The sequence below is a fragment of the Acetobacter sacchari genome (assembly GCF_017377715.1).
GTDB classification, from domain to species: domain Bacteria; phylum Pseudomonadota; class Alphaproteobacteria; order Acetobacterales; family Acetobacteraceae; genus Acetobacter; species Acetobacter sacchari.
In genome coordinates this window covers 21,338-45,629 of record NZ_JAFVMF010000026.1, presented here as the reverse complement: position 1 = coordinate 45,629, position 24,292 = coordinate 21,338, and the positions used below count along the sequence as shown (strand labels likewise).

The following is a 24,292-nucleotide window of genomic DNA, read 5'->3' as shown; positions in this document are numbered from 1 at the left end:
CGCCAATCTCATGCGCAGAAATGCTCACCCGTGATTTTCCAAACAGGCTCTTAGAAAGCAAAGAAGATATCGTCTTATTGTGATCCGACTTACATCCGCGCCAATATTATCTGGCGCGTTTTTGACTCCCGCAAAAGCGCCTACCGCGACCTGAATCGATTGAAAAATTCGGCGGATATTTCTCTGTCCGACAATAGCGTGACATGCAATAAATATCTATCCGTCACGAGAGTGACCGAACGAACCACAGAATTTAATGTTATTTGCGCGACACTTGCTTCCCCGAAGCACACTATATCGATGTGCGGCGACTACACTCCTTCACCGAAGCTGAACTATCGTTCAAGAACTTTGAATATGATGTTTTTGCGCCGACGCGGTGGATGACGGGAGCAACGTCAGGTTACACTCACCATCCCGCAGACAACCCAACGAAAGTTGCCCAGCGTATACCCTTCCGAGAGCGCCCGCCCTGCCCGAAGTCTCAATTCTTTCTTTTTCAGCAAATACACACAGCGCAGAAAACCGAAATCAGCTTTCTCCACGATCGTCCAGTGACCACTCGTCATCGCCATTGATCTTTGATGCGTTGGTAATCGCGAAACAAAACCATAATAAATAAAACAATATTCAGATCGCAACATGGAAATATATAAATTACATGTCTTTCAAATTATATATTTTACATTAAAATTACAATTTTTATGTAGATAATACGAATTAAAATACAAAACAGTATCGTTTATATTTGTGATAATTATAAAATTTCGAATAAATTCGATACTTCAAAAATAAGACAAAAAAAATGTAATTAATTCAAATTTTAGACACATTTTCCAATCTATACCCTTTTTGACTTTGCGCACGAGGTTCATCGTATGTTCCAAATATTTATCAAATTTTGACACACGACTGCGGTTCATGTCGTTGAGTCTCAAAAATATGAATGTTACAATATCACAGCGTCCCGGGCCGCTATATCTTTGAGCGTGAATCCGTCCGCTATACGGTTTCTCCCGCAACGGGTAAGTCGCCTGCAGTTTCTTACGTTGTGCGCCACGATGGCGGCTGCCTGCCTTTCATGCATTGCCACGTCCGCCGTTACGAAGGGGGTATGTTTTGAGCTGTGACAAAGACCGTGCGATTTTTTTTACGACCGATCGTGGGTTTCTTGTCCCTACCCTCGTCGCAGCAACACAGATTCTCGATCAGCCAGATGTTCGTGCGATTGCCGACATTTTCGTGTTTCTGATTGGGTTTTCTGAGCTGGAAGCAGACAAAATACGGCGAGAGTTCCGTGACCGGCCGATAATCTTCCAGACAAGTTCCCCATCGCGTTACTCAATGCCGGACGACGCTGTGTTCCGCAAAACGCACGTACCGCCGAGCGCCCTTGCCCGCCTCACGGTAGGTCAAAATATCCCGGAACGTTACAAGCATCTGACCTATTTTGACGGCGATATCCAGATCGTCGGCCCGATCCTTGACCTTATAAGCTTCGACGTCCCCGAGGGCTTGATCCTCGGCGCAACGGACCGTCCCTATGTCAAAATTCCCGAAAACGACACCAGCGCCAGAACAACCCGCGAGTATCTCCAAAGCATCGGGATCAAGGATCCTCGAGACTATTTTAATTCAGGCGTGCTCTCCGCAACCAGAGACACCTGGATCTCAATGAGCGACAGGGCGCTGAGATATTTCCTGCAACATTCGGACCGCTGCCGCTTTCATGACCAGAGCGCACTGAACGCAATCTCAGTTGGCCACCGCCTCGCCCTCTCCCCCCGCTATAACTACGTTTCAACCTATGCCGAGTGCGAGGCCGAAGACATGATCTCGCCTGCGGTGATCCATTTCACGGGGGCGCAAAAACCATGGTTCGCGGACTCGCGCCCATGGCGGGGACGCTTCAAAGAATCTTACGCAGCCATATTACGAGCCCATCCCATGCTGAAAGATTTCCCCTTCATGCCGGACGCAGAGCATATGGAACGTACTGATCGGGATGGAGAGCGAGCGTGGAGGCTTCTGCGCCTCATCACACCTTGGCGCGTGCCGCTAAGGCGCAGACGAATCCGCCGCTATCTGCACGACACCCAATTCGCAGTCTGACGCAAAACTCCCAGAAGAGAATTCCGCCTTCAATCAGCCACCACCTACGCCTGTCGCCAACCGCTTAAGGCGCATCATCCTCACGCGCATATCGAACAGACGCCGCGCTTTGACGTAAAGCGCCCTGTCAACCGCCGTCAGCGCGTCCAGCCGCGCCATAAGCCCTGCGGTCACAGGTTCCTCCTCACGAACGACGAAACTTTCCCTATTAGTGACCAAGTCGGTCAAAACCTGTTTCGGCGCGACCCGAGGCATTTGCAGACCAAGCGCGTCGTTCAACACGTGGCGCGTATCCTCCATGCGCTCGACGAGCCCGAACGCAGCCATGCCTTTAAGCGTTTTCCAAGCTTTTTTCAGCGCCTGGCCGGGGTCCGTGCGAAGAATATGGCCCGCCCCGATCTCACCTTTCTCGCCTTCACGAATCAATTGCCCCACGATAGCGTCCCGTATGCCTGCACATCGATCAACCAGAGGGTCGTTGAAGAACTCCTCCGCAGACATTTTACGGGTCAGCGAAATCAGTGGATGAGAATCAACCTCGGGTGACGGCTTGTGTGCGCGCCAGAATCTGTAAACCGACAGCAATCTTTCACGCGGATCACGCAGCACAGTGATGAGCCGAACGGTTCCCGGAATCGAGCGACAATATGCCGCATCAAAATGACCAGAAAACAAGTCAAAACGCGATAATTCGTTAATCGTCCAGCTTCCCAGGCCATCAAATCGCTCCGGGCAGATACGGTTTGCAGGAAACTGAGTCGTCAACATTTCATGCAGCGTCGTGCCGCCGCATTTTTCTATATGCACGAACGCGAGTCTGTTTCCGCTTAGAACCGTGTCATAGACTTCGCCATTCAAAAAACGAAAATGCCTTACGCGAGCCAGCCCTTCCTCCGATAACGCCAGGCGCTGACACCTGGTCGTTACGCCTGCAGAGCCAAGCCTCAGTTCCGAAGCTATCTCGCTCTCCGAAGGTTGGCGTCCAAGCAAGTGCAGCCACGCTTCACGAATGGCGCTTTCCTCTGTCGTTCGACGAGAAGAAATTACGTCGCCGCCCAAGCTGTCGTTATCGAGACCTGAATCATTCATCATATTCACGCTAATGCACGCATTTTTCCGCCGCAACGTGGATGACGACGCTTAACCCGACAAAAAACGAGATAGCACCATCAGCAGCGATTTCCTTCGGGGCTAGTCTTGCTGCCTAGGCGGGCGATGACGGCTCCTGTCAAGTCCAAAAATTCCGGTCGAAAACGGCCGTCGAGCCTCTACGGAATGACCGCAGTCACTCTAACCACTGGAAGCAAAGCACGTAATCCACATAAAAAAAGCCGACCCCTGAGGGTCGGCTTTTCAACGTCATCGCACCTGTTGGATCAGGCCGACTTCGCCACGATCTCTTCCGCAACGTTACGCGGCACCGGATCATAGTGATGGAACTGCATCGTGAAGGATGCGCGGCCCTTCGTCATCGAACGCAGGTGCGAAATGTAGCCGAACATTTCCTTCAACGGCACCTGAGCACGGACCATAACGGTCGAACCGGCCGTTTCCTGATTCTGGATCATACCGCGACGACGGTTGAGGTCGCCCACCACGTCACCGACGTGATCATTCGGGGTCGTGATTTCGACGTCCATGATCGGCTCGAGGATCACCGGACCGGCGTTCTTCATGCCCTCGCGGAAGCAGGCCTTGGCGGCGATTTCGAAGGCCAGAGCCGACGAGTCGACGTCATGGTACTTGCCGTCAAGCAGTGTGAACTTGAAGTCCACGGTCGGGAAGCCGGCGAGAACGCCGCTGCTCGACTGCATGCGGATGCCTTTTTCGACCGCCGGGATGTATTCCTTCGGAACCGTTCCACCGACGACCTTGTTCTCGAAGGCGATGCCTTCGTTCCGGTCCTGCGGAGCGAACTCGATCTTCACTTCGGCGAACTGACCAGAACCACCCGACTGCTTCTTGTGCGTGTAGGTCTCGATATGCGGGCGCGAGATCGTCTCGCGATAGGCGACCTGCGGCGCGCCGACATTGGCGTCCACGCCGTATTCGCGACGCAGACGATCAATGATGATGTCGAGATGCAGCTCGCCCATGCCGGAAAGAATGGTCTGGCCGGTTTCCTGATCCGTCTTCAGACGTAGCGAAGGATCCTCGCCAGCCAGCTTCTGCAGGGCCAGTGTCATCTTCTCGACGCCGTCCTTCGTCTTCGGCTCGACGGAAAGGTCGATAACCGGGATCGGGAAGGACATACGCTCCAGAACCACCGGATCAGCAGCGTCAGCGAGCGTATCACCCGTCTGCGAGTCTTTCAGGCCGACGAAGGCCGCGATGTCGCCTGCGTGCACTTCAGAGAGCTCTTCGCGCTTGTCAGCATGCATCTGATAGATGCGGCCGATACGCTCCTTGTGGCCCTTCGTCGTGTTCAGAACGGTGTCGCCGGTCTTCAGCACGCCGCGATACACGCGGACGAACGTCAGTGTGCCGTATTTGTCGTTGATGATCTTGAACGCGAGGCCCGCAAACTTGCCGTTCGGGTCGACCGGAATGATCGGCAGCTTCTTTTCGTCGAGATCGTCGTCCGCGTCTTCCGGCGGCGCGCAGCGAATGCCTTCGACGTCGTCAGGCGCCGGCAGGTAATCGATAACCGCGTCGAGCAGGGGCTGAACGCCCTTGTTCTTGAACGCCGTGCCGCAGAGGACCGGGCGGAATTCACCGGAGATCGCACCCTTCTTGATGCACTTCTTCAGTGTTTCGACCGAGACTTCACCCTTTTCGAAGTACTCTTCCATCGCTTCGGTATCGACCGCCAGAGCGGTGTCGAGCAGGTTCTGCCGAGCCTCCTCAGCCTTCTCCTTCAGGTCGGCCGGGATTTCTTCGTCATGGAATTTCGCGCCGAGCTCGCCGCCTTCCCAGATGATCGCCTTCATCTCGACCAGATCGACGACGCCGAGGAAGTTCTCTTCCGCGCCGATCGGCAGCTGAAGCGGGATAGCAACGATGTCCAGCTTCTCTTTCAACGTGTCGAACGCGCGGTAGAAGTCAGCGCCTGTGCGGTCGAGCTTGTTGATGAAGATGATGCGGGGGACGTTATAGCGATCAGCCAGACGCCAGTTGGTCTCGGACTGCGGCTGAACGCCGGCGACGCCTTCAATGATGAAGATCGCGCCGTCGAGCACGCGCAGCGAGCGATTCACTTCGATGTTGAAGTCAATGTGGCCCGGGGTGTCGATGATGTTGATGCGGTGATCTTTCCACTCGCACGTCACGGCGGCGGACGTGATCGTGATGCCGCGCTCACGCTCCTGCGCCATGTAGTCGGTGGTGGTGTTGCCCTCGTGGACCTCACCGATCTTGTGCGAGACGCCCGTGTAATACAGGATTCGTTCGGTCGTGGTGGTCTTGCCCGCGTCGATGTGCGCGGTGATCCCGATGTTGCGGATCTTCGAGAGTTCGGACTTGGCGGACAAGGCACTTCTCCGGGAAACGGGCTGAGCCGATAGACTGGGCCGATAATACAGATGGGGCGCGACAGGAGACCTGCTCCGCGCGCCCCCGCCCGCCGCCTCCGCATCCCCGCAGCGTTAGCCGTCATGGAGAAGCGGCCTCAGTCGGGCCACAAGAGTAAGACGTCCCGTCAATGCAGGACGTTCAAGCAGGTCTGGCGCGACCGAAGTCGCGCCTCCTGCCTCAGGCGCTGGCCTGCTTCTTGATCTGCGCGCGCTGAATGCGGCGCTTGATCACCTGCGCTTCCGTGGTCAGGTCACGATTCGGCGTGCCGAGCAGGAAGGCGTCGAGGCCGCCATTGTGCTCGATGGTGCGCAGGCCGCGCGTGGTCACGCGCATCGAAACCGGCGCGCCGAGCACGTCGGACAGGACGGACACGTCCTGCAGGTTCGGCAGGAAGCGGCGACGGCTTTTGTTGTTGGCGTGGCTGACATTGTTGCCGGTCAGCACGCCCTTGCCGGTAATCTCACAACGGCGGGACATAGAAATCATCCTCGGTCAAGAATTCAGGCCGAGGCGACGCCCGGCTTATCGTCATCAGGATCAGGCGCGGCTTATGACGGAGGTACCCCGCACAGTCAAGCGAAGTGTGGCCTTCAACGTCCGCAGCGTGACGAAAATCACCCGTGTGGCGACACTGGACCACACGAGTGAACTCAAACTCAGGAGTCGTGGCCTCGACGGGCGTGCTCGGCGTCCTGCAATTCGCCCGACCGGACGCTCTGCACCGCGCTGTCGAGAATCTTCAGGATCGTGTCCTTGTCCATCGTACGGGCGAGCAGGCCGAGCGAGCCGCCAAGCAGCGCCGACGCGACGGCCAGCGGCGCATGATTTTCTTCCAGCAGATGCTCGATCGCATGTTCGATCACCATCGCGCACTTGGTCAGTTCTTCCGAAACCTCGACCTGCTGCGCGCCGCCTTCGGGCGCCTGAGCGTTGTCCGTCATATCGTCTCCTGTCGCCCGGCCGGGCTTACTCCGCCGGGAGTTACACTGTCAGGCCCCGTCAGGACAACACGACCGAGGGTTCGCCCGGCATGACGCTGCCGCCCGCCGCATCCGCCTCGTCCTGCGTTTCTTCCTGAGCGCCGTCCTGCGCCGCCCACATAGCGGCGTAGAGGCCATTATGGCTCATCAGTTCCGCGTGACGGCCCCTCTCCTGCACCCGACCGTCGCCAAGAACCAGAATTTCGTCCGCATCGACGATTGTGGATAGACGGTGAGCGATCACAACCGTCGTGCGCTCGGCCGCGACTGCGCGCAGGGCCGCCTGGATTTCGCGTTCCGTATGAGTATCCAGCGCGCTGGTCGCTTCATCGAGAATCAGCAGACGCGGATCCTTAAGAATCGTGCGTGCGATAGCCACGCGCTGCTTCTCGCCGCCGGACAGCTTCAACCCGCGCTCTCCGACACGCGTCTCGTAGCCATCGGGAAGCGAAACAATGAAATCATGAATCTGCGCCAGACGGGCCGCATGTTCGATCTCATCGCTGGTGGCGCCAAGACGCCCGTAAGCGATGTTGTAGCCAATTGTGTCGTTGAACAGGACCGTATCCTGCGGCACGACGCCAATGGCCGCGCGTAGATCGCTCTGGTTATAGTCCCGCACGTCCCGCCCATCGACGCGCACGTGCCCCGACGACACGTCGTAAAAACGGAACAGCAGGCGGCTGATGGTCGATTTCCCCGCCCCCGTCGGCCCTACAATAGCGATGAATGATCCCGGCGGGGCCGAAAAGCTGACGCCATGCAGGATTTCCCGATCAGGCCGATATCCGAACCGCACGTCCTCGAACGTCACGGAGGCCGGCGGAGCATCCCGCAGGCGCGCCGCGATCGGGGACGGATTCGGCGGATCGTCAACCTCCACCGTCTCTTCCAGAAGACCGAACATATGTTCCAGATCCACGAGCGACGTACGGATCGAAGAATAGATCGAGCCCAGAAAATTCAGCGGTGCATAGAGCTGAAGCAGATACGTGTTGACCAGCACGAACTGCCCCACAGTGATGCGCCCCTGCGAGACGTCCGCCCCGGCCAGCAGCATCGCGAGGGTCATGGCGACGCCGATGATCGCCGCCTGTCCGAAATTGAGCATTCCAAGAGAATACTGGGTGTGCAGCGCCGCGCGCGCGTAGCGGGTCTGGGCGTCGCCGTAACGCGTCGCCTCGTGCGTTTCGTTGCCGAAATACTTCACGGTCTCGTAGTTCAGCAGACTGTCCAGCGCCTTGCCCGTGGCCTCGCTGTTGATGTCGTTCATCCGTCGGCGAATGCCGATGCGCCAGCCGGTGAAGCCGAAGGTGAACGCCACGTAGGCGACGACGGCGAGAAAGATCAGCGCCGCGTAGCGCCAGTCGAACATCCCCCAGATCAGCCCGATCACCATCAACGCCTCAAGAAGCGTCGGAGCGATCACCAGCGCCGTCCGCAAAAGCGTCTCTACGGCCTCCGTCCCGCGTTCGATGGCGCGGGTGACGCCGCCGGTTCGCCGATCCAGATGGAAGCGCAACGAAAGCCGGTGCATGTGCTCGAAGCTCCGCAACGCCGCATCACGCGCGACGCGAAAGCGCACTGGCGCGAACAGGGCGTCACGCAGTTCGTTGAACGCCGACGACGCCAGACGAACGAGGCCATAGCCGACGATCACGGCTATCGGCGTCGCCGCGACCGACCCGGGATGCGACAGCCGGTCGACGACGGCGCTGTATACGTACGGAACGAAAACGGCCGCCACCTTGGCCAGAACGAGAAGCGCCAGCACGCCGACCACGCGCAGCTTCAACGAAGGGTCGTTACGCGGCCAGAGATAGGGGAGAAGGCGGGCGAGGGTTACGCCGGTGGGGCTCACGGGGCGGGCGGGCGTCGGGGCGGCAGGCGCCGCCGACATGCGTAAAGAGGGGCTCATCGGGTCTGGATGTGGCCCGTTCCTCCTGTTTTACAAGGCCCGGCGCCCCAGGAATCGGCACGCAATCGTATCATCTCGCACCGGCTTGACTGACACGCGCCGCCGGGTTGTATCGGAGCGTAAAGGCCTGAGCATCGGTCATGCGCGGATCAGGATACAGCGCATGACCGATGCTCAGGGCCGCCATGGAAGGCTGACGCCGCCGCCTCCCATCTCTCCGTAAACGCCCGGCGCAGGCGCGGAACAGTCCTCATGACGCCCTTTCCCCTCACCTCCCCCTTAAGTGACGCTACAGCCGACCCGGACGATGGCTTCATGCGCCATATTCGCGCGTGCAACGCGCGGCGACCTGACGTCGAGAGGCATCCTTTTCGTCTCGGAGGACACGTGGCGGGGTGGGTTGAGCCGACGGTCGCCGCAGCGTTGCGTAAAGAGGGGCTGAACACCGGCGACGGATTCGCCCTCCCCGACGCCTCCGGGCTTGAGGCGCTCGGGCGACGCCTCGCTGCACTGGAGTTGTACCGGCCACATGATGAACTGTTCGACGTGCGGGCGACGCCCGGCGGCCCGGCGCTGGGGCGAATCGATCGGGGCGCCCTCCCCCTGTTCGGGTTCTTTGCGACCGGCGTGCATATGAACGGCCTCGTGCAGCGTTCGGACGGCTTGCACCTCTGGGTGGGACGGCGCGCCCGCGACAAGCGCCTCGACCCCGCAAAGCTCGACCACCTCGTGGCCGGTGGCGTGCCCGCCGGATACACGCCGGACGAGGCGCTTCTCAAGGAGGCCGAGGAAGAGGCGAGCCTGCCGCCGGATGTGACGCGGCAGGCCCGGGGCGTGGGCGTGATCCGCTACGCGATGGATCGTCCCGAGGGGCTGCGGCGCGACGCGCTGCATTGTTACGATCTTCTTTTGCCGGAGACGTTCGTGCCGCGCCCGGCCGACGGAGAGGTCGAGGAATTTCTCCTTCTGCCTCTTTCGGAGGTATTCGTGCTTGTCCGCGATACGGACGAGTTCAAGTTCAACGTCAATCTGGTGCTGATCGATCTGTTTTTGCGCTTCGGGATGATCGACCCTGAATCGACGGAAGGACGGGTCCTGCGCGCCGGGTTGAACGGCCCTGTGTTCGACGACGAAGGCGCCGCAACATGATCGCCCCGCACCGGATCGCTGTCATAACCGTGCTTTTGGCGTTCGCAGGGTGCAAAAACGCTCCACCACAAGGCGCCCAGCCCCCGGCGACAGATATCACGACGCCAACCCCGGCGACGGCGACGTCCAACGTCGACGCACAGGCGTCTCTTTCCGGCGTCTGCGCACGACTTGGCGCCGAACCGGGTCTGCAGATCACGCTCATGTTCGGCATGACCCGCCCGCGGGGCGGCGTCATCACGGACGCGCAATGGCGCGACTTTCTCGCAGCCGAAATCACGCCGCGCTTCCCGGACGGGCTGACCGTTCAGAGCGGCTACGGGCAGTGGCGCGATCGCGAAACCAACCACATCGGCTCCGAACCGTCTCGACTTGTCTGGATCGTTTCTCCAGACGCACCGGACCTACGCGCACGGCTGGACGCGATCCGGACTCGTTACCGGGCGCTATTTCAGCAGCAATCCGTCGGCATGACCGTGGTCAGGAACTGCTCGTCGTTCTGACGCGCAGGTCCCGTCTTGGATCTCCCGTCCGGCGTTAGCGCGCCGGGTAGTGGAGAACTATGAAACGCCCGATCCGGTAGCGCGTCTCGGGCTGACCAAAGCTGCGCACCACATCCGCTTCGTCATATGTCTCGGCGGGAAGCGGAACGAGCACGAAGAACGCCTCCCCGCGCAGCGCGTCGAATGAAAACGTCCGATGAATATGCTGAAAAGGCTGGATTCGCCCTTCAGGATCCCGAATTCCCGGCAACACGACGACACGTCCCAGAGACGCGACCTCCAGATTGAGGGACGACCACCAAGTGCCGACGCCCAGCGGCGGTTCACGTCGCAGCAGCGTCGCCAGCAATGCGTTGTCCTCGCTGGACAGGACGCCCGTCGAACGCCGCGATAGCGCGCCAATGTCGGATGCCGCCGTCGCCACGAAGGCCAGCGCGGCCAAAAGAACCGGCAGTCTGGCGCGGGCGCACAGCAGGGCCGCCACCACGCTCATGTTCAGCCAGAGAGGAAAGAGATACCGGACGGCGGCTATGGAGCGTTGTTCGACCGCCAGCCGGTCGCTGAAGACCAGACTCAAAAGATCCAGCGCGCTGGCGAGCAGGAGCAGTGGCAGGAAAGGCCCCGCGGCTTCGGACTCGTCCGTCCGACCAGAAACGACGCTGGCGGCGCCACGACCGATTGGTTCGACCCGAAGACGGCCCACGCACACCCACCACACGCATCCGGCCAGCAGCAGTAATCTGGTCAATTCCGGAGCCACGTTCGTAACCACCCGCCCGAACGGATCAGCCCCGAAAGCGAGAAGCACGCAGTGCGCGGTTACGCCTATATTGGCTGCAATGTCGTTCCAGTCTGCGAAACGAGGCGCCAGGCGATCCGCCATGAAGCCGCCGGTCTCGGCATTGAGCGCGAGGATCGCCGGGGCCAACACCGCCGCCGTAACAGTCACGACCGCGACGCGCGTCCTGCTCTTTTGTGACCCGGCTCCGAGCCAGGACCAGAGCAAAGCGGGCGCGACCCCCACGACCTGCATCAGCGGATCGCCAAGGACACCCAGAAAGAGCAGTCCCCCGATCGCCGCGAGACGCTTGCCTGACGGGCGCGCCATGAAGACGTCGATGCAGTGAAACGCCCATATCGCGTAGAGAATTGTGCCGATATGGATAGCGGAAAGCGTGATAAAGTAAGCCGTTTCGCTCCGCATCAGCGGCACGGCCAGCAACGCTGCGAGCAGCAGCCCACCGCCGAATCGCGCCCGCCCCTGCGGTAGGCGGCGGAGAGCGAGCCACAACGCCGAAGCGACCACAGCCGTCCACAGTATGGCGGGCTGCAACATCAGGAGCAGAGGGCTTGCGGCAGGGCGCCCGACGCAACGCCAGATACCCGATAGAACTGCCGTCAGGGCGATGTCCGACGTCCAGAAATCAGGCGCTGTCAGACGCCACCCGTGCAGACGCCAATCGCCAGAAGCGGCCTCGACGCCCGCAAGAAAATAGCCAGTCTGATCCGAGGTCTTGGGCCACAGCGACGACGCGTGAAGAGCGATCGCAGCATAAACGAGAGCTGCTGCAGCCCAGAGCGCTGGCGTGAAACAGCGGCGGACGATGGAGCGTTCGGCCGTCACCACGCGCATTGAGACGTGGTTCCGCCGACGCTCATCCCTATCAGGGAACCAGAACGGTGGCGCTCGCGGCGCAGGCGATGCCTTCCTCGCGGCCTGTGAAGCCAAGGCGTTCGGACGTGGTCGCTTTCACGGAAATCCGGTCGATATCGACCTGCAACAGCGAGGCCAGACGCTCGCGCATCGCAGTGGCGTGCGGGCCGATCTTCGGGCGTTCGCAGATCAGCGTGACGTCCGCGTTGATCAGCATGCCGCCCTTTTTACGAATCAGTTCGCCCGCATGGACGAGGAAGCGCGCGCTGTCAGCGTCCTTCCATTCGTTGTCGCTCGGCGGAAAGTGCCGCCCGATATCGCCTTCAGCCAGTGCCCCGTAAATGGCGTCGCACAAAGCGTGGATGCCGACATCGGCGTCAGAGTGCCCGGCGAGGCCGCGCGTATGCGGCACGTCAATGCCACAGATGATCAGGGGACGGTTCTCCGCGAATGCGTGAACGTCGTAGCCGAAGCCGGTGCGCGGCAGCAGGGCCGGGCCGATCAGGCGTTCCAGGCGCACCAGATCCTCCTCATAAGTCAGCTTGATATTGTCTTCGGAACCGGGCGTCAGCGCCACGCTGAACCCCGCGCCCTCCAGCAGCAGCGCGTCGTCCGTCGCCGTCGCCGCCTGCGCCGAACGGTGCAGGTCGCGCAGCAGGGGAAAACGGAATCCCTGCGGCGTCTGGGCGCGGAACAGATTATCGCGCGACACGGTGGCGTCGATAACGCCACCTTTCCCACGCTTCAGCGTATCGGCGACGGGCACCGCCGGAATGGCGCCGGGGTGTTCGCCGAGGGCCGCGATGACCGCCTCGACAAGCCGCGCCGGGACGTAGGGACGCGCGCCGTCGTGCACCAGCACGAGGTCCGGGCGTTCGCCTTCGGGCAAAGCGTCCAGCGCCTCCAATCCTGCACGGACACTGTCCTGACGCTCCTGCCCGCCGACGACGGGCGGCAACGCGTCCAACCCTTTCAGCGCTTCCGCCAGCATGAGCGGATCGCCTACCGGCTGAAGCAACGACACATGGGGCGCCAGCGCCTCTGCGGCATGGCGAATGACAGGGCGACCGGCAAGCGTCACAAACTGCTTGGCGGTGGTGGATCCTGTGGCCGCCGCATAGCGGCTTCCGGACCCGGCGGCGAGGAGTATGGCGGCGACACGCATGATGGCGGAGCAATGCGGCGGGATGAGCTTTCCGTCAAGCATTGCGCGATCCGGGCGGGCGTTCCCACAGTATAATAGGGTTCGCGGTTGTTCCGGCGAGAACGAGAGCGACCAAGCTGATCGCGGAAGTTCGAGCATACGGCCATCACCGCCGCATGGACGTCAGGTTTGTCTACGCCAGGCTGAGAAATCGGCAATTGAGGCGACCAACCGATCCGTCGAGATTAAAGTTCAGGCGTAGTTTTCGCGGGGCGACGCCTCGCTCCGAAATAACCTCACCCAACCGGAGTGTCCTAAGCACCTCACCTTCTTCGTCACCAGCGCCTTGCCCAACACCGTAGCGACGGTCCGACCGGCAACCTGAGCGATCGTTTACTACCGCACTGACGCTGCGAGCGCACTCTCACGGCACGCCTTCCATTCTCGCTAAATCATTCGAACTTCGTTCGCGACGATAATTAATTAAACATATAGATTATTGCAGAATAAATATCATATAAAATAAACGCATTACTATAACACCGAGCGCGAAACAATTGAACTGACTGCATCCACTACATTTCGCAATCTCTTTAAATTCTTCAAATCCCTATGATAGCCAATCCACAATTTTTGATTTGGTATCAATATTCCATCAACATGCAGAAGATTCATTCTTTCGGCCACGATTTTTGGCAAAATGCACAAACCCAGTCCTCTACCGCATGCAAGCGCCTGCATTTCCGTTGTATCGAATCGCAGAGAAATAGGATTTTCCGGAAGAAATTCACGAGCCAAACCGAAACAAGTTGGAGCAGCGTGTTCAAAAGTCATGCCGATCACGGGCATGTCTCCAGACTCAAATATGGAGTTTTTGCCCTCGACTGCAAAACTCTGTGACGCATATACGCCGTATCGAACGGAAACCAATCCCTTCTGTAGAACATGGACCTCTTCGAATGGCTCATGCCTAATCAATATTGTCGTCTGGCAACTATCTATCTCACCTTGAGATATATCACTGGATAGTTCGAGGTCGTTAAATTCTTGCGGAGATTTTTTATTGAACAGCCGATCTATCACTACGTGAGAGATAAACCAGTCCGGCGCAACAATCCGGACGGAACCCACTACGGCCTGAGGCCCACAGCCATATGACTTCTCGAGTATACGCGCCTGTTTGGACATTTCGTCTACGTATCTCAGGACGTTCCTTCCATCCTCAGTCAACGCATAACCGCGGCCGACGCGCTGCACGAGCGGAACGCCCATTTTCTTTTGCAGGACCGCCAGTCGCCGACCCGCCGTCGGTTGACTGATGCCCAGACTGGCTGCCGCCGCGCCTAGCGTTCGGTCCTGGGCAATTGTGGAAAACAGCTTCAGGTCATCCCAACACAGGTCATGTACGCTCATCAAAATCCCCCTCAAACGGCCGGACAGACGCAGCCAATCCTAATTCCATTCCATGCACCAGTGAATGATTTGTATGCATTTCGCTACTGGATTGAAGACGACATCGTCGCGTAAGAATATTGCATACCGATAGCGTATCAACTCACACCACGCACAACACAAAGCAGAGGAGCAAACGCAGGAAAACATACAAATTATATTAAATTATATTATATTATATTATATTATATTATATTATAATATAATATACTTACACATCATCGCACGCATAGTGGTTTATTTGATTATTTGTATTTATGAATACAATCCACATCGGAACGCTGCGTGTGTGGGTTTTCACGCCTTTACTTTCCTTAACGCGAATATGTAGCGAATGAATGATTCCAGACTAAATGGGTTGTACGGTTAAAAATTCGTCGTTCACCTCTGCGTCGACAAAATTTCACCGTTGTTAAGAAGTCTCAGGACTAAAGACGTCAAAGTTAATGTTCACCGTTATCTTTATACATATACGCACTGACGCGGATCAACCAACTGCGAGAAAATCGTTTCATTGTGAACAATGGCTGCCCACGCGCCACACCCAATAATCAATAGCGAGCATATGTCGCCGCTGTAGTCAGGTCGAGTGGTTCAAAAGCATACTTAACCTCAACGTCTATAGTTTTTTCCGAAAGGATACCGTTATGAGTAAGATTCCAGCAATAGCGTTCGGACTTGCCTTCTCCCTGTCCGCCGCAGCATTCGCGTTCGACGCCAACGCCGACACCGTGCAAACAGGCAAGAGAGAGATTCTGCTCGAGGCTACAAAATCATGGAACGGGAAGCCTTACACGCATTTTACGGCGGGTCCTGCTGAACTGGTCACTATTCGCCTTACGATTGCGCCTCATACCGTCCTTCCCTGGCACAGCCACCCATTTCCTAACGCCGGATACGTGCTCTCTGGCACTTTGACCCTGCATGATCGCGCAAGCGGCGATTCGCATACATTTCATGCCGGAGAAGCCTTTGCCGAGTCAGTGGATGACGTGCATAGAGGCGAATCCGGGGATGAGCCAACTGTGCTGCTGATTACTTATGCAGCAACGCCGGGCACTCCCACATCCGTTTCGGCGAAAGGCGAAAAACCTGAATATTGAGCTAATTAGTTTATACATTCTGTAATAACATATTTAAAGTGACGTCCGGAAGAAAGGATGAATAGAGATGATCATACGCCGCCGAAGCATTGCTTCTCTATTCGGTCTATCTTTCCTTTTCCTCCTCCGGACTCCGTCCGCTTCATCGAAGGATCGTGAGCAATTGCCCAGATATTACAAAGTAGTGCAATATTTCGCCACAGCCGAGTCATTTAATCCATTTCTCGACGCTTGCCGAGAAAATGCGGACGCCTCAAGCAAGGAGCACGGCATTCTGGGATTTTCGTTCTTTGCCGCGCCTGCAACCCCCTTTTCGCTTACGGTCATAGAGACCTACAAGGATCAATTATCGAGCAAAGAGCATATGAATACAGAACATTTTAAAAAATTTATCGAAAATCTCAAACGACTTCAGATTAAACGAACCGTTATAGAAGGCAGTGATTTCCATCTGATTGATGATAAATCAACAAATTGAAAAATTCCTTAACATAAAACATGATTTGTTATTTGGTTATGGTTCCGCGCCTACTGCGCACACATGCAGGGGCATGGCTCCATTTGATATGCGTCGAATCACAGGATGATCTCTCCGACTCAGCCTGTTCGCATGATCAACAACGCGAGCGCCGATCGCGTCGGTCGTAGGCGCTTCACCAAAAGCGCTTCAACAGCGGCCACAACTTCACCCACGACGCCTTCATATCCCGACATAACAGGATCGGCGCTCCATCGTACGCGGGCAGGGCGTAACGCCCGTGAAGTCTCCCCAGAACTTCGACGGATCCGCATTCCCCCCGCGCCGCAAGCATTCCTCCAACATCAATTATCGCATCTAAGGAAGCCTCGCCCGGTCCCCATATCCAATAGGCGTTGTGCCCGCTGATGACGTCTGGAACAAAACCATCTGGACTCAAAACTAATATAGCGGAAGCCAGACCGTAATCGCTGGCGAACACTGCGGCCGTCACCGGAACAGAAGGTATCGTACGCCGAATATCCGCGATCTGTCCGGCCAGTTCCCGCCATCCATGCATATCCGCATACTCTGCGCCGAGCGGCGCCGCACGCCCTCTCTCCGCCTCCGAAAAGTGGACGCCGTGCGCCTGTAGCCACCCGCGATACGCCAGAAGCCGCGCTTCTGACAGCACCGGCGCAGTCAGCGGCAGCAAAACGAAACCGCTGACCAGAACACAAGCCAGCACCGCCGCCCGTAACGCCACATGACGGCGCAGCGCGCACTCGAACGCAACGCCTCCCGCCGCGAACATCGTCGCATCAATGGGAGCGAGATAATACGCCTTGCCGTGGAGCGCGATCATCGTCGCGAGAAGCAGCAGATAGGCGATGCCGATCCAGCGTTGCTCCCTGTTCAACAAACACCAGCATAAACCTGCGACCAGGATCGGCGCGGCGACAGGATTCGCCTGCTGCACCTGCTGCCCGATGAACGCCAATGGCGTGAGCAACACGTTCTTCGCCGCACGACCATTCCGAAGCAGTTCCAGCATCGGCCAATCGTGACGCCATTGCCACAACGCGTTTGGCAGGGCGATCAGGATCGCGAGCGCGACGCCGCCGAGAAACCATCGAGAGGCGAGCGCGCGGCCTCGTCCCGCAAGAATCAACGCGGCGGGCGCCGCGAGCGCCATGAACAGGGCGCTGTCCTTGGCCTCCATCGCCACGCCGAACGTCACCCCCGCCGCAAGCCAGTATCGAGGACGCCCGGCGAGCGCCCGCGATACAAGGAGAGTCGCCAGAGTCCACAACGCCATCTGGACGGTGTCAGGGCTAAGCGTCGTCCCAAACGCTGACAGCACGGGTGCCAGCGCCACACTTGCCGCCGCCATGGCTTGTCCCCACCGGCCGGCTCCCATCTCCCCGGACAAGACAATGGCGGCCCAGACCGTCACGGCGGCGAATACCGCCGGGATAGCGCGAAGCGCTACGAGCGAGACACCAAACGCCTGCGACGCCGCAGCGAGAAACGGGACCAGGACGGGCTGATCGACATAGCCGGCAGCGATTCGGCGGCCGCAGACGATGAAATACAACTCGTCTCGGAAGAAGCCATAATGAGGATTCACGATGAGACGCGTGATGAGCACGAGCACGGGCAGCCCGTAGACAATCCATCTGTCGTCGCGGCGGACTATCCCAGAGGCTGCTGCGGGAGCCTGCGTCACGAATCCAGCCGAGCCGGCAGACGCCAGGATGCGCGGACGCCTCTTTCGGAGCGTCCGCTCGTCGTCATGCGAGCGTAAGGCCGTAGCGTATCAGGCCGCCCGGCGCGCCGCTCAGGCGACGCAGGTCCGGTCGAGAAGACGCCAGCGCTTCGGCTGAAGTCGGCAAATCCACTGTGACGATTGTCGGCGCCGCAGGTTTGGCGAAACGCCAGACCGGGGCGGAAGGAGGATCGACGCGTTTCCTGTCCGCGACGAAGCGCAAGACCGCGTCGCGGTTGCCGTCAGGCGCATTGAGGACGATTTTTTTCTGCCCCGTGCCAGGGAAACTGCCGCCGCCGCCAGCGCGATAGTTATTTGTCACCACGACGAAAACGTCATCGGCCCTGACCGGCCGCCCTGCATAGCGGAGGTCGTTAATTCTGTGGCTCGTCGCGTTGATTACTTCCCCGGACTGATCATATCGGGGGGGGCGCGTGACATCGATCTCGTATGTCAGCCCGGCGATCACGTCGAAATTATATGTCTGCCGGTCCGCCGCCAACAGCGCTTGAGGCGCCTTTTCGCCAGCCGTTATCGTGTTGAACGCGATCGCCGAACGCTCCAGCCATTCACGCACCTCTGCGCCGGTGCAGCGCACGACGCTGATCGTGTTCGCAAAGACGTAGATACTGGCGATGTCCTTCATCGTCAGTGGCCCCGTCGGGATATCGACGAAGGCGCCGGAGCCCATGCCGCCCGCGCTGAAGGGGGCGGCGGCGGAGAGCAGCGGAAGCTTTGCCGCTTCGGTGCCTGCGAGGAGCGGGCGCGTGTACCAGAGTTGCGCCTCGTTCACGAGCGAGATGGACGGATCAGGCCCAACGAACGCGAAATAGGTGTCGATGGGGACTGCGGTCATTCCGACTGGCTTGGCCATCCACGCGATCGTAGCCTTGTGTTCCGGCTCGACGACTTCGCAGATCGCCATGTCGTCTTGTGTGAGCGGTATGACCTTCCCGTCGCGTCGTTGGGAGATCGGCCGCACCTCCGTGTGAAACGAATCGACGCGCCACCCATCGGCGCTGCGTTTCAGCACGAGATCGACAACGCCCAGGTGGCTCCCCCAGAAGCCGGGCATGATCGCCGGCTTCCCAGCCAGCGTCCCCGCCACGGCGTCAACGCCTTTCAGGCCGCTATAATCCGGCCCGGGAAAGACCCGATGAGCGTGACCAGTGAAAATAACGTCGACGCCGGGCACGCCCGCGACATACAGCGCTGCGTTCTCGTCCCCGCCGACACGCGGTTCGGCGGAAATTCCCGAGTGGCACAGAACCACCAGCAGGTCGCAACGCGCCCGCAACTCAGGGATGTAACGCCGTGCGGAGTCGACGATATCCTGCGCCCGAAGCTTCCCGTTCAGACGCAACGCGTCCCAGACCATGATCTGCGGAGGCGTAAAGCCTATGACGCCGATCTTCAGCGTATGCGCCACTCCGGCTTCGTCCGTGAACGTGCGGTCCAAAACCGTGAATCGCGGAATGAACGGCGAGCCATCCACATGTTCGACGTTCGCACAGACGAACGGGAACCGGGCGCCCTTTATTGACGCTTCGAGGAACGGCAGGCCGTAGTTGAATTCATGGTTGCCCAGAGTCGCGGCGTCATAGCCAAGGTGATTCATGGCCCGGAAGATTGGATGTCCCTGCGCCGGGTCGAGGTGGCCGGGTTGGGCGACATAATCGCCCAGCGGGTTGCCCTGAATGATGTCGCCATTGTCGAACAGCATCGCGTTGGCGACTTCCGCCCGAGCGGCCCGCGTCAGCGTCGCCACACGGGCAAGGCCGACATTGTCGTCGACGCGGCTGCGATAATAATCATAGGCGTCGATGTACATATGGAGATCCGAGGTCTCCAGCAGGCGCAGCTTGAGGACCGGCGACGCACCGTGCCCACCCGGATCCGATCCGGCGGCCTGTTGCGAATGCCCGGCCGCGAGCGCGGAGACGGGCATCATGGCCGCTGCGGCGCTCCCGGCGATAAGCGTCCGCCGCGGAACCGGGCGCGGCATCAGACCTCGCCTTCGAGAAGAATACGTGACACGTCGCCCGCCCACGGACCGGAATAGCGCTCCAGCCAATGCTCCGCCTGCGTCGGACCGCCAGCCGCCAGCGATTCGAGCGGCGCCAGATACACGCTCTCGTCGCGCCCCTGCTCGTCACGAAGACCGCGCGCGCGCAGACCGTCGGCGGCGATCGCCACCATGCGCGCAAGCACGTCTCGGGCCGTTCCTGTTCCGAGCGGCGCATGGAGCGCCTGCGCGGGAACCGCCGCCCGCAAGTCGCGATAGACCGTCCAGTCGTGTTCGCCCACCAGCGCTTCGGCAGCGGCGAGCGCGGCGTCATCATAAAGCAGCCCGACCCACAGGGCGGACTGGGCGAGCATCATCTCCGGCGAACCGGCGTCCGCGCCGCGCATTTCCAGGAAGCGCTTGAGACGCACGTCCGGGAAGACCGTTGTCAGATGATCCTCGAAGTCACCGATCGTCGGCGTCAGCCCGTCTACGCCGTCCTGACGCTCTCCGGCCAGCCACGCACGGAACGACCTGCCGGACACGTCGAGAATCGCGCCGTCGCGAACGATAAAATACATCGGTACATCCAGCGCCCACTGGACATAATCCTCGAACCCGAAATCCGGCGCGAAGCAGGCCTCCGGCATACCAGCGCGCGCATTGTCCGTGTCAGTCCAGATTCGGGCGCGATTCGAGAGGAACCCATTGGGGCGTCCCTCGAAAAACGGTGAGTTTGCAAAGGCCGCCGTGGCGACGGGCTGCAGCGCCAGCGAGACCTTCATCTTGCGCGCCATGTCGGTTTCGGACGCAAAATCAAGATTCACCTGCACCGTGCAGGTGCGCTGCATCATGTCCAGGCCAAGGGCCCCGACCTTGGGCATATAGCCTCGCATGATCGCATATCGGCTTTTGGGCATCCAAGGCAGCTCGTCGCGCGATGCCAACGGATGAAAACCCAGCGAAGCGAAACCCAGCCCCAGATCGCGAGCCGGCCCCCGTAGATTCGTGAAGTGGCGTTCGAATTCAGCCTTGGTCTCATGCAGATTGGCTAGCGGCGCCCCGGAAAGCTCGAATTGCCCGGCGGGCTCTAGCGAGATCGCGCCTCCCTTTTCTTTCCCTTCACCCTTGAGGCCGATTACGGCCCCTCGGTCGAGGATCGGCGACCAGCCGCCCTGGGCGTGAACAGCCTCCAGCAGCGCCTCAATCCCTGTCGGCGCATAGGGAGGCGCAGAAAAGGCCGCGCGGTCGGCAGTCGCCGCTTCCGGGCGAACAAAGCCGAATTTTTCGTGCTCAGTCCCGATGCGCCAGGCGTCTTTGGGTTTCGAGCCTGACGCCAGAACCTCCACGAGGTCCTCGATGGACGAAATGGCGCGGGCGTCCTGATCGGAGGGATTCGACATTGTTGGGCGCGAGCTTTCCGTGGAAAATGAAATCAGGACTAACGGCGCAGCGGACTCGCCACTCCGTTCATGCGTTTCCGAGACTGGCGTCGAACAGCGCTGCCGCCGCAGCCACCGCCGTATCGGCGCGCAGCACTCTCTCACCCAGTGTTAGAGCCGTAACAAAGGGGCGGGCAAGCACCACGTCAAGTTCCCCGTCGCTGAATCCGCCTTCTGGCCCTATGAGAACCCCGTCGCCCGACCTCGCTCCGGAGAACGGACGGGACGGCCGCGCACGCTCCAAGCTGGCGGAACCGGCCCGGGCGTCGAGCCTCTCCACCGCAGCGAACAAAGTTTTTTCGGCAGGCCAGGCGCCCAAAAAATCGGACAGACGTACCGGAGCGTCGATCACCGGGACCGTCAACCGTTCACATTGCTCTGCCGCTTCGATCGCGATGGCCGCGAGCCGCTCCTCGTTCACCCGCTGTCCGACGGTGCGCTCGGTGATCAGCGGCGCGAACCGCGCGACGCCCAGCTCGGCGCCCATGCGGATGGCCAGATCCGTGGCGTCGCGCTTGAGCAGGGCGAACGCCATCACGCAGCCCGGCTCTCCATCGAGCGGCGCAGGACGAAGCTGCTCCTGCAACACAAAGGAGCCACGTTCCTTACGCAGGCCGGAAATCGTTGCGCGCCATTCGCCGATCCGCGCGTTGAATATCCGCGCGACGTCGCCGTCGCCGCGCCGCATCACCGCCCCCAGATAACGAGCCTGCCCCGGCTCCATCGCGCAGGTCGCTCCGGCGGACGCGGCGTCCAGTTTATCCGACGCGACGTACAGGCGCGGAAGGGTGTGGGCGCTCGACATGACGCTCTATCCAATACGGTTCGCAGTTACGTACTTCGCGACGGCCATTGACCGTCGCCGCACGTGACCGCATCAATCGGCGCGATTTCAGCGGGATCGGCGCGCTGGTCAAGCTTCTCGACCTGTCGGGAAGGGCGATGCGCCTCTTGCTCCAAGGAGACGTCGTGGCGCCGGTCCAAACTCCCCCCCACACTGACATACGCCTGACAGGCTGGATCTCACGCCTGCCGGCCGCGGTTCGTCCATACGCGCTGCTGGCTCGGCTGGACCGGCCCATCGGCACATGGTTGTTGTTTCTCCCCGGCGTGTGGGGGATTCTGCTGCCCGCGACGGCTGACAACGGACCGATCCAGCCTCTCGAGCGCCTGCGCCTCCTGATCCTGTTCGGCGTCGGCAGCGTCGTAATGCGCTCGGCCGGGTGCGTCGTGAACGACATGTGGGACCGCGACATCGACCGGCAGGTCAGCCGGACGGCGGGGCGCCCCCTCGCCTCCGGCCTGCTGCGCATGCGTCACGCTGTCATGTTTCTGGCCGGTCTTTTGTTCATCGGTCTGATGATTCTCCTGCAATTGAACCCGCTCTCACAGGCTTTGGGGGCGGCGTCGCTGGTTCTTGTCGGCCTTTATCCGCTAGCCAAACGCTTCACCTGGTGGCCACAACTGGTCATGGGCTTCACCTTCGGATTCGGGGCGCCGTTAGGATACGCCGCCGCCGCCGACAAAATTGATTTTGCACAGGCGGCCCTCTATGCAGCGACCGTTTTCTGGCAACTTGGGTTCGACACGATCTACGGATTTCAAGATATGGAGGACGACGCACGGATTGGCGTGAAGTCGACGTCCCGCCTGATGGCCGGGCGGGCGCGCAGTTTTGTCGGGGCGTGTTATGGGCTTGCCGGACTGTCTCTGATTGTGTCTGGCAGCCTGGCGCATATCGGCTGGGGCTTCTTTCCAGCAATCATGATCTGCATCGGGGCGATGCTTTTGCAGGCGTCGCGCATCGACACAACGAATCCGTCTCTCTGCCTCGCGCAATTCAAGGCTAACCGCGCCATTGGCCTTGGAATCGCGGCAGCGTTTCTGGCTGGCCGCCTGCTCTGAGCACACGTCTCGCACCGACCTGACGCAGTTCCGGATACCAGATGGCATAACCTGAGTCATAATTTCGCCAGAAACGTGTGAATCGGCGTCAAAACGCCATTGTTGGTCCCAGCATGTGAGGCGCCAGAAAATCGCAGCGGCGTTCACGCTGCAGCCGTTTTACAGGCGCACTGGGCTGGCGGCCACGCGCCACAGATGTGCCGACGCGGAAGACGATTATATAACAGTGTATTAACAGGAATTTTAACGAAATACATACCAAAGAGCCGTGATAATCTGGCGTCATAAATTCTCCAATGCGACCGCAGTTTCCCCTCTGGACCGGCGCCGGCGGTAGTCAGACGTAGCACGCGAATCGCAATCAAACGTCACAAGCAAACACACTGTGGCAAAACAAACTTTCCATATAGAAAAACAAAAAAGATTTTTATTATACAAAAAAAATTATAATTCTAAAAAAGAAACTTAAGTTCATTATTTATATAAAATATAATAATATAGATGAATATTTTTTATAAAAATAAAATAAATTGATTTAAAGTATTTATATATATGTATAGTATTTTTTTATATACTCAGTATATTTTTTTCATCATTAATATCACCACAGATTCAATACCGTTAAAGAACCGTCAATTTGCCTCTTCGTTTTCTTCTGGGGCTAGGAATAATAGTGATTGTTCGCCCATCATTTAAATGAAGAGAGAGTATCCATGCCACGAGCCCTGACTTGGTCCGCGGAACTGGATGAAAAACTGAACCATCTAGTAAATAATAAAAAAATGACTATCATAAATGCCGCAAAATTTCTTGGAGTAAGCCGCAGTTTTATTCACAGACGATGTCAAATGCTACAACGGGAAACAAACTTCAGATCATGTAGCGTTGAGCGTGAACGTGCCGGCTTTGAGCCTCTCGCCACCGGACACCCGATCAGTTGGCTAGCCATCCAGATTCAAAGACCCGTCCACTTGCCACCAAACGAGAACAGCTATCACGCGCAAGCCGCCTAAAAGGCATCTGCTCGGATGGACGCATCCGAGCAGGCGACAGCGCCGCTGTTGCTCGCACTCGAACAACAGCCCTCCCCCGACCCGCGACCAATAGCCTCACCAGGGCGAACGCGCCTTCTCAGGCGCGTGGTTTGATTCCGCATGGACTCAGGTTGCTCTATAAGGAGGGTCTGA

The 24,292-nt window shown here is 58.9% G+C and carries 18 protein-coding genes; 6 read left to right on the top strand and 12 right to left on the bottom strand.

Features of this window, described 5'->3' with window-relative positions; genetic code table 11:
* Positions 1–1,119 precede the first annotated feature (1,119 nt).
* Complete coding sequence (locus tag J2D73_RS17820) at positions 1,120–2,112, top strand: glycosyltransferase family 8 protein (RefSeq protein WP_207883541.1); 993 nt, start codon at positions 1,120–1,122, stop codon at positions 2,110–2,112.
* Between the two features lie 33 nt (positions 2,113–2,145).
* Here J2D73_RS17820 and J2D73_RS17815 read toward each other — a convergent pair whose 3' ends face one another.
* The 5 genes from J2D73_RS17815 to J2D73_RS17795 form a co-directional block, all read right to left on the bottom strand.
* Complete coding sequence (locus J2D73_RS17815) at positions 2,146–3,204, bottom strand: sulfotransferase family protein (RefSeq protein WP_207883539.1); 1,059 nt, start codon at positions 3,202–3,204, stop codon at positions 2,146–2,148.
* 284 nt (positions 3,205–3,488) lie between these two features.
* Positions 3,489–5,582, bottom strand: a complete 2,094-nt coding sequence (gene fusA, locus J2D73_RS17810; protein WP_026399100.1) for an elongation factor G — start codon at positions 5,580–5,582, stop codon at positions 3,489–3,491.
* Positions 5,583–5,802: 220 nt separating this feature from the next.
* A complete protein-coding gene (gene rpmB, locus J2D73_RS17805) occupies positions 5,803–6,102 on the bottom strand; it encodes a 50S ribosomal protein L28 (protein WP_026399101.1) in 300 nt (99 codons plus the stop codon).
* Between the two features lie 179 nt (positions 6,103–6,281).
* Positions 6,282–6,566, bottom strand: a complete 285-nt coding sequence (locus J2D73_RS17800) for a hypothetical protein (RefSeq protein WP_026399102.1) — start codon at positions 6,564–6,566, stop codon at positions 6,282–6,284.
* Positions 6,567–6,624: 58 nt separating this feature from the next.
* The gene (locus J2D73_RS17795) at positions 6,625–8,523 is read right to left on the bottom strand and encodes an ABCB family ABC transporter ATP-binding protein/permease (protein WP_408736857.1); all 1,899 of its coding nucleotides are present in this window, start codon (positions 8,521–8,523) and stop codon (positions 6,625–6,627) included.
* Between the two features lie 252 nt (positions 8,524–8,775).
* Between J2D73_RS17795 and J2D73_RS17790 the strand changes: the two genes are divergently transcribed.
* Together J2D73_RS17790 and J2D73_RS17785 are read left to right on the top strand one after the other, a co-directional pair.
* On the top strand, positions 8,776–9,672 hold the full coding sequence (locus J2D73_RS17790) for an NUDIX hydrolase (protein WP_207883537.1): 897 nt from the start codon (positions 8,776–8,778) through the stop codon (positions 9,670–9,672).
* Complete coding sequence (locus J2D73_RS17785; protein WP_207883535.1) at positions 9,669–10,175, top strand: DUF3574 domain-containing protein; 507 nt, start codon at positions 9,669–9,671, stop codon at positions 10,173–10,175. The genes J2D73_RS17790 and J2D73_RS17785 overlap by 4 nt, the downstream gene beginning before the upstream one ends.
* 34 nt (positions 10,176–10,209) lie before the next feature.
* On the opposite strand, the gene J2D73_RS17780 is transcribed toward J2D73_RS17785, so the two are convergent.
* From J2D73_RS17780 to J2D73_RS17770, 3 genes are all read right to left on the bottom strand, one after another.
* On the bottom strand, positions 10,210–11,808 hold the full coding sequence (locus J2D73_RS17780) for a hypothetical protein (RefSeq protein ID WP_207883533.1): 1,599 nt from the start codon (positions 11,806–11,808) through the stop codon (positions 10,210–10,212).
* 31 nt (positions 11,809–11,839) lie between these two features.
* On the bottom strand, positions 11,840–12,994 hold the full coding sequence (gene ispF / locus J2D73_RS17775; protein WP_207883550.1) for a 2-C-methyl-D-erythritol 2,4-cyclodiphosphate synthase: 1,155 nt from the start codon (positions 12,992–12,994) through the stop codon (positions 11,840–11,842).
* A 513-nt stretch (positions 12,995–13,507) separates the two neighbouring features.
* Positions 13,508–14,386 (bottom strand): LysR family transcriptional regulator, encoded by an 879-nt coding sequence (locus J2D73_RS17770; RefSeq protein ID WP_207883531.1) that lies wholly within the window; start codon positions 14,384–14,386, stop codon positions 13,508–13,510.
* Between the two features lie 686 nt (positions 14,387–15,072).
* On the opposite strand from J2D73_RS17770, the gene J2D73_RS17765 reads away from it, so the two are divergent.
* Both J2D73_RS17765 and J2D73_RS17760 read left to right on the top strand, forming a co-directional pair.
* The gene (locus tag J2D73_RS17765; protein WP_207883529.1) at positions 15,073–15,528 is read left to right on the top strand and encodes a cupin domain-containing protein; all 456 of its coding nucleotides are present in this window, start codon (positions 15,073–15,075) and stop codon (positions 15,526–15,528) included.
* 67 nt (positions 15,529–15,595) lie between these two features.
* On the top strand, positions 15,596–16,006 hold the full coding sequence (locus J2D73_RS17760; RefSeq protein ID WP_207883527.1) for a putative quinol monooxygenase: 411 nt from the start codon (positions 15,596–15,598) through the stop codon (positions 16,004–16,006).
* A gap of 175 nt (positions 16,007–16,181) precedes the next feature.
* Here J2D73_RS17760 and J2D73_RS17755 read toward each other — a convergent pair whose 3' ends face one another.
* The 4 genes from J2D73_RS17755 to J2D73_RS17740 form a co-directional block, all read right to left on the bottom strand.
* Positions 16,182–17,714 carry a glycosyltransferase family 39 protein gene (locus J2D73_RS17755; protein WP_207883525.1) on the bottom strand — a complete coding sequence of 511 codons (1,533 nt, stop codon included), beginning with the start codon at positions 17,712–17,714 and terminating at the stop codon, positions 16,182–16,184.
* 64 nt (positions 17,715–17,778) lie between these two features.
* On the bottom strand, positions 17,779–19,758 hold the full coding sequence (locus tag J2D73_RS17750) for a bifunctional 2',3'-cyclic-nucleotide 2'-phosphodiesterase/3'-nucleotidase (protein ID WP_207883523.1): 1,980 nt from the start codon (positions 19,756–19,758) through the stop codon (positions 17,779–17,781).
* Positions 19,758–21,161, bottom strand: a complete 1,404-nt coding sequence (locus tag J2D73_RS17745) for a glutamate--cysteine ligase (RefSeq protein WP_207883521.1) — start codon at positions 21,159–21,161, stop codon at positions 19,758–19,760. Before J2D73_RS17745 ends, J2D73_RS17750 begins: the two co-directional genes overlap by 1 nt.
* Before the next feature lie 67 nt (positions 21,162–21,228).
* Positions 21,229–22,005, bottom strand: coding sequence for a 16S rRNA (uracil(1498)-N(3))-methyltransferase (locus J2D73_RS17740; RefSeq protein ID WP_207883520.1), 777 nt, complete (start codon positions 22,003–22,005; stop codon positions 21,229–21,231).
* Positions 22,006–22,142: 137 nt separating this feature from the next.
* On the opposite strand from J2D73_RS17740, the gene ubiA reads away from it, so the two are divergent.
* Positions 22,143–23,105 carry a 4-hydroxybenzoate octaprenyltransferase gene (gene ubiA / locus J2D73_RS17735; protein WP_207883548.1) on the top strand — a complete coding sequence of 321 codons (963 nt, stop codon included), beginning with the start codon at positions 22,143–22,145 and terminating at the stop codon, positions 23,103–23,105.
* The last annotated feature ends 1,187 nt before the right edge of the window (positions 23,106–24,292 follow it).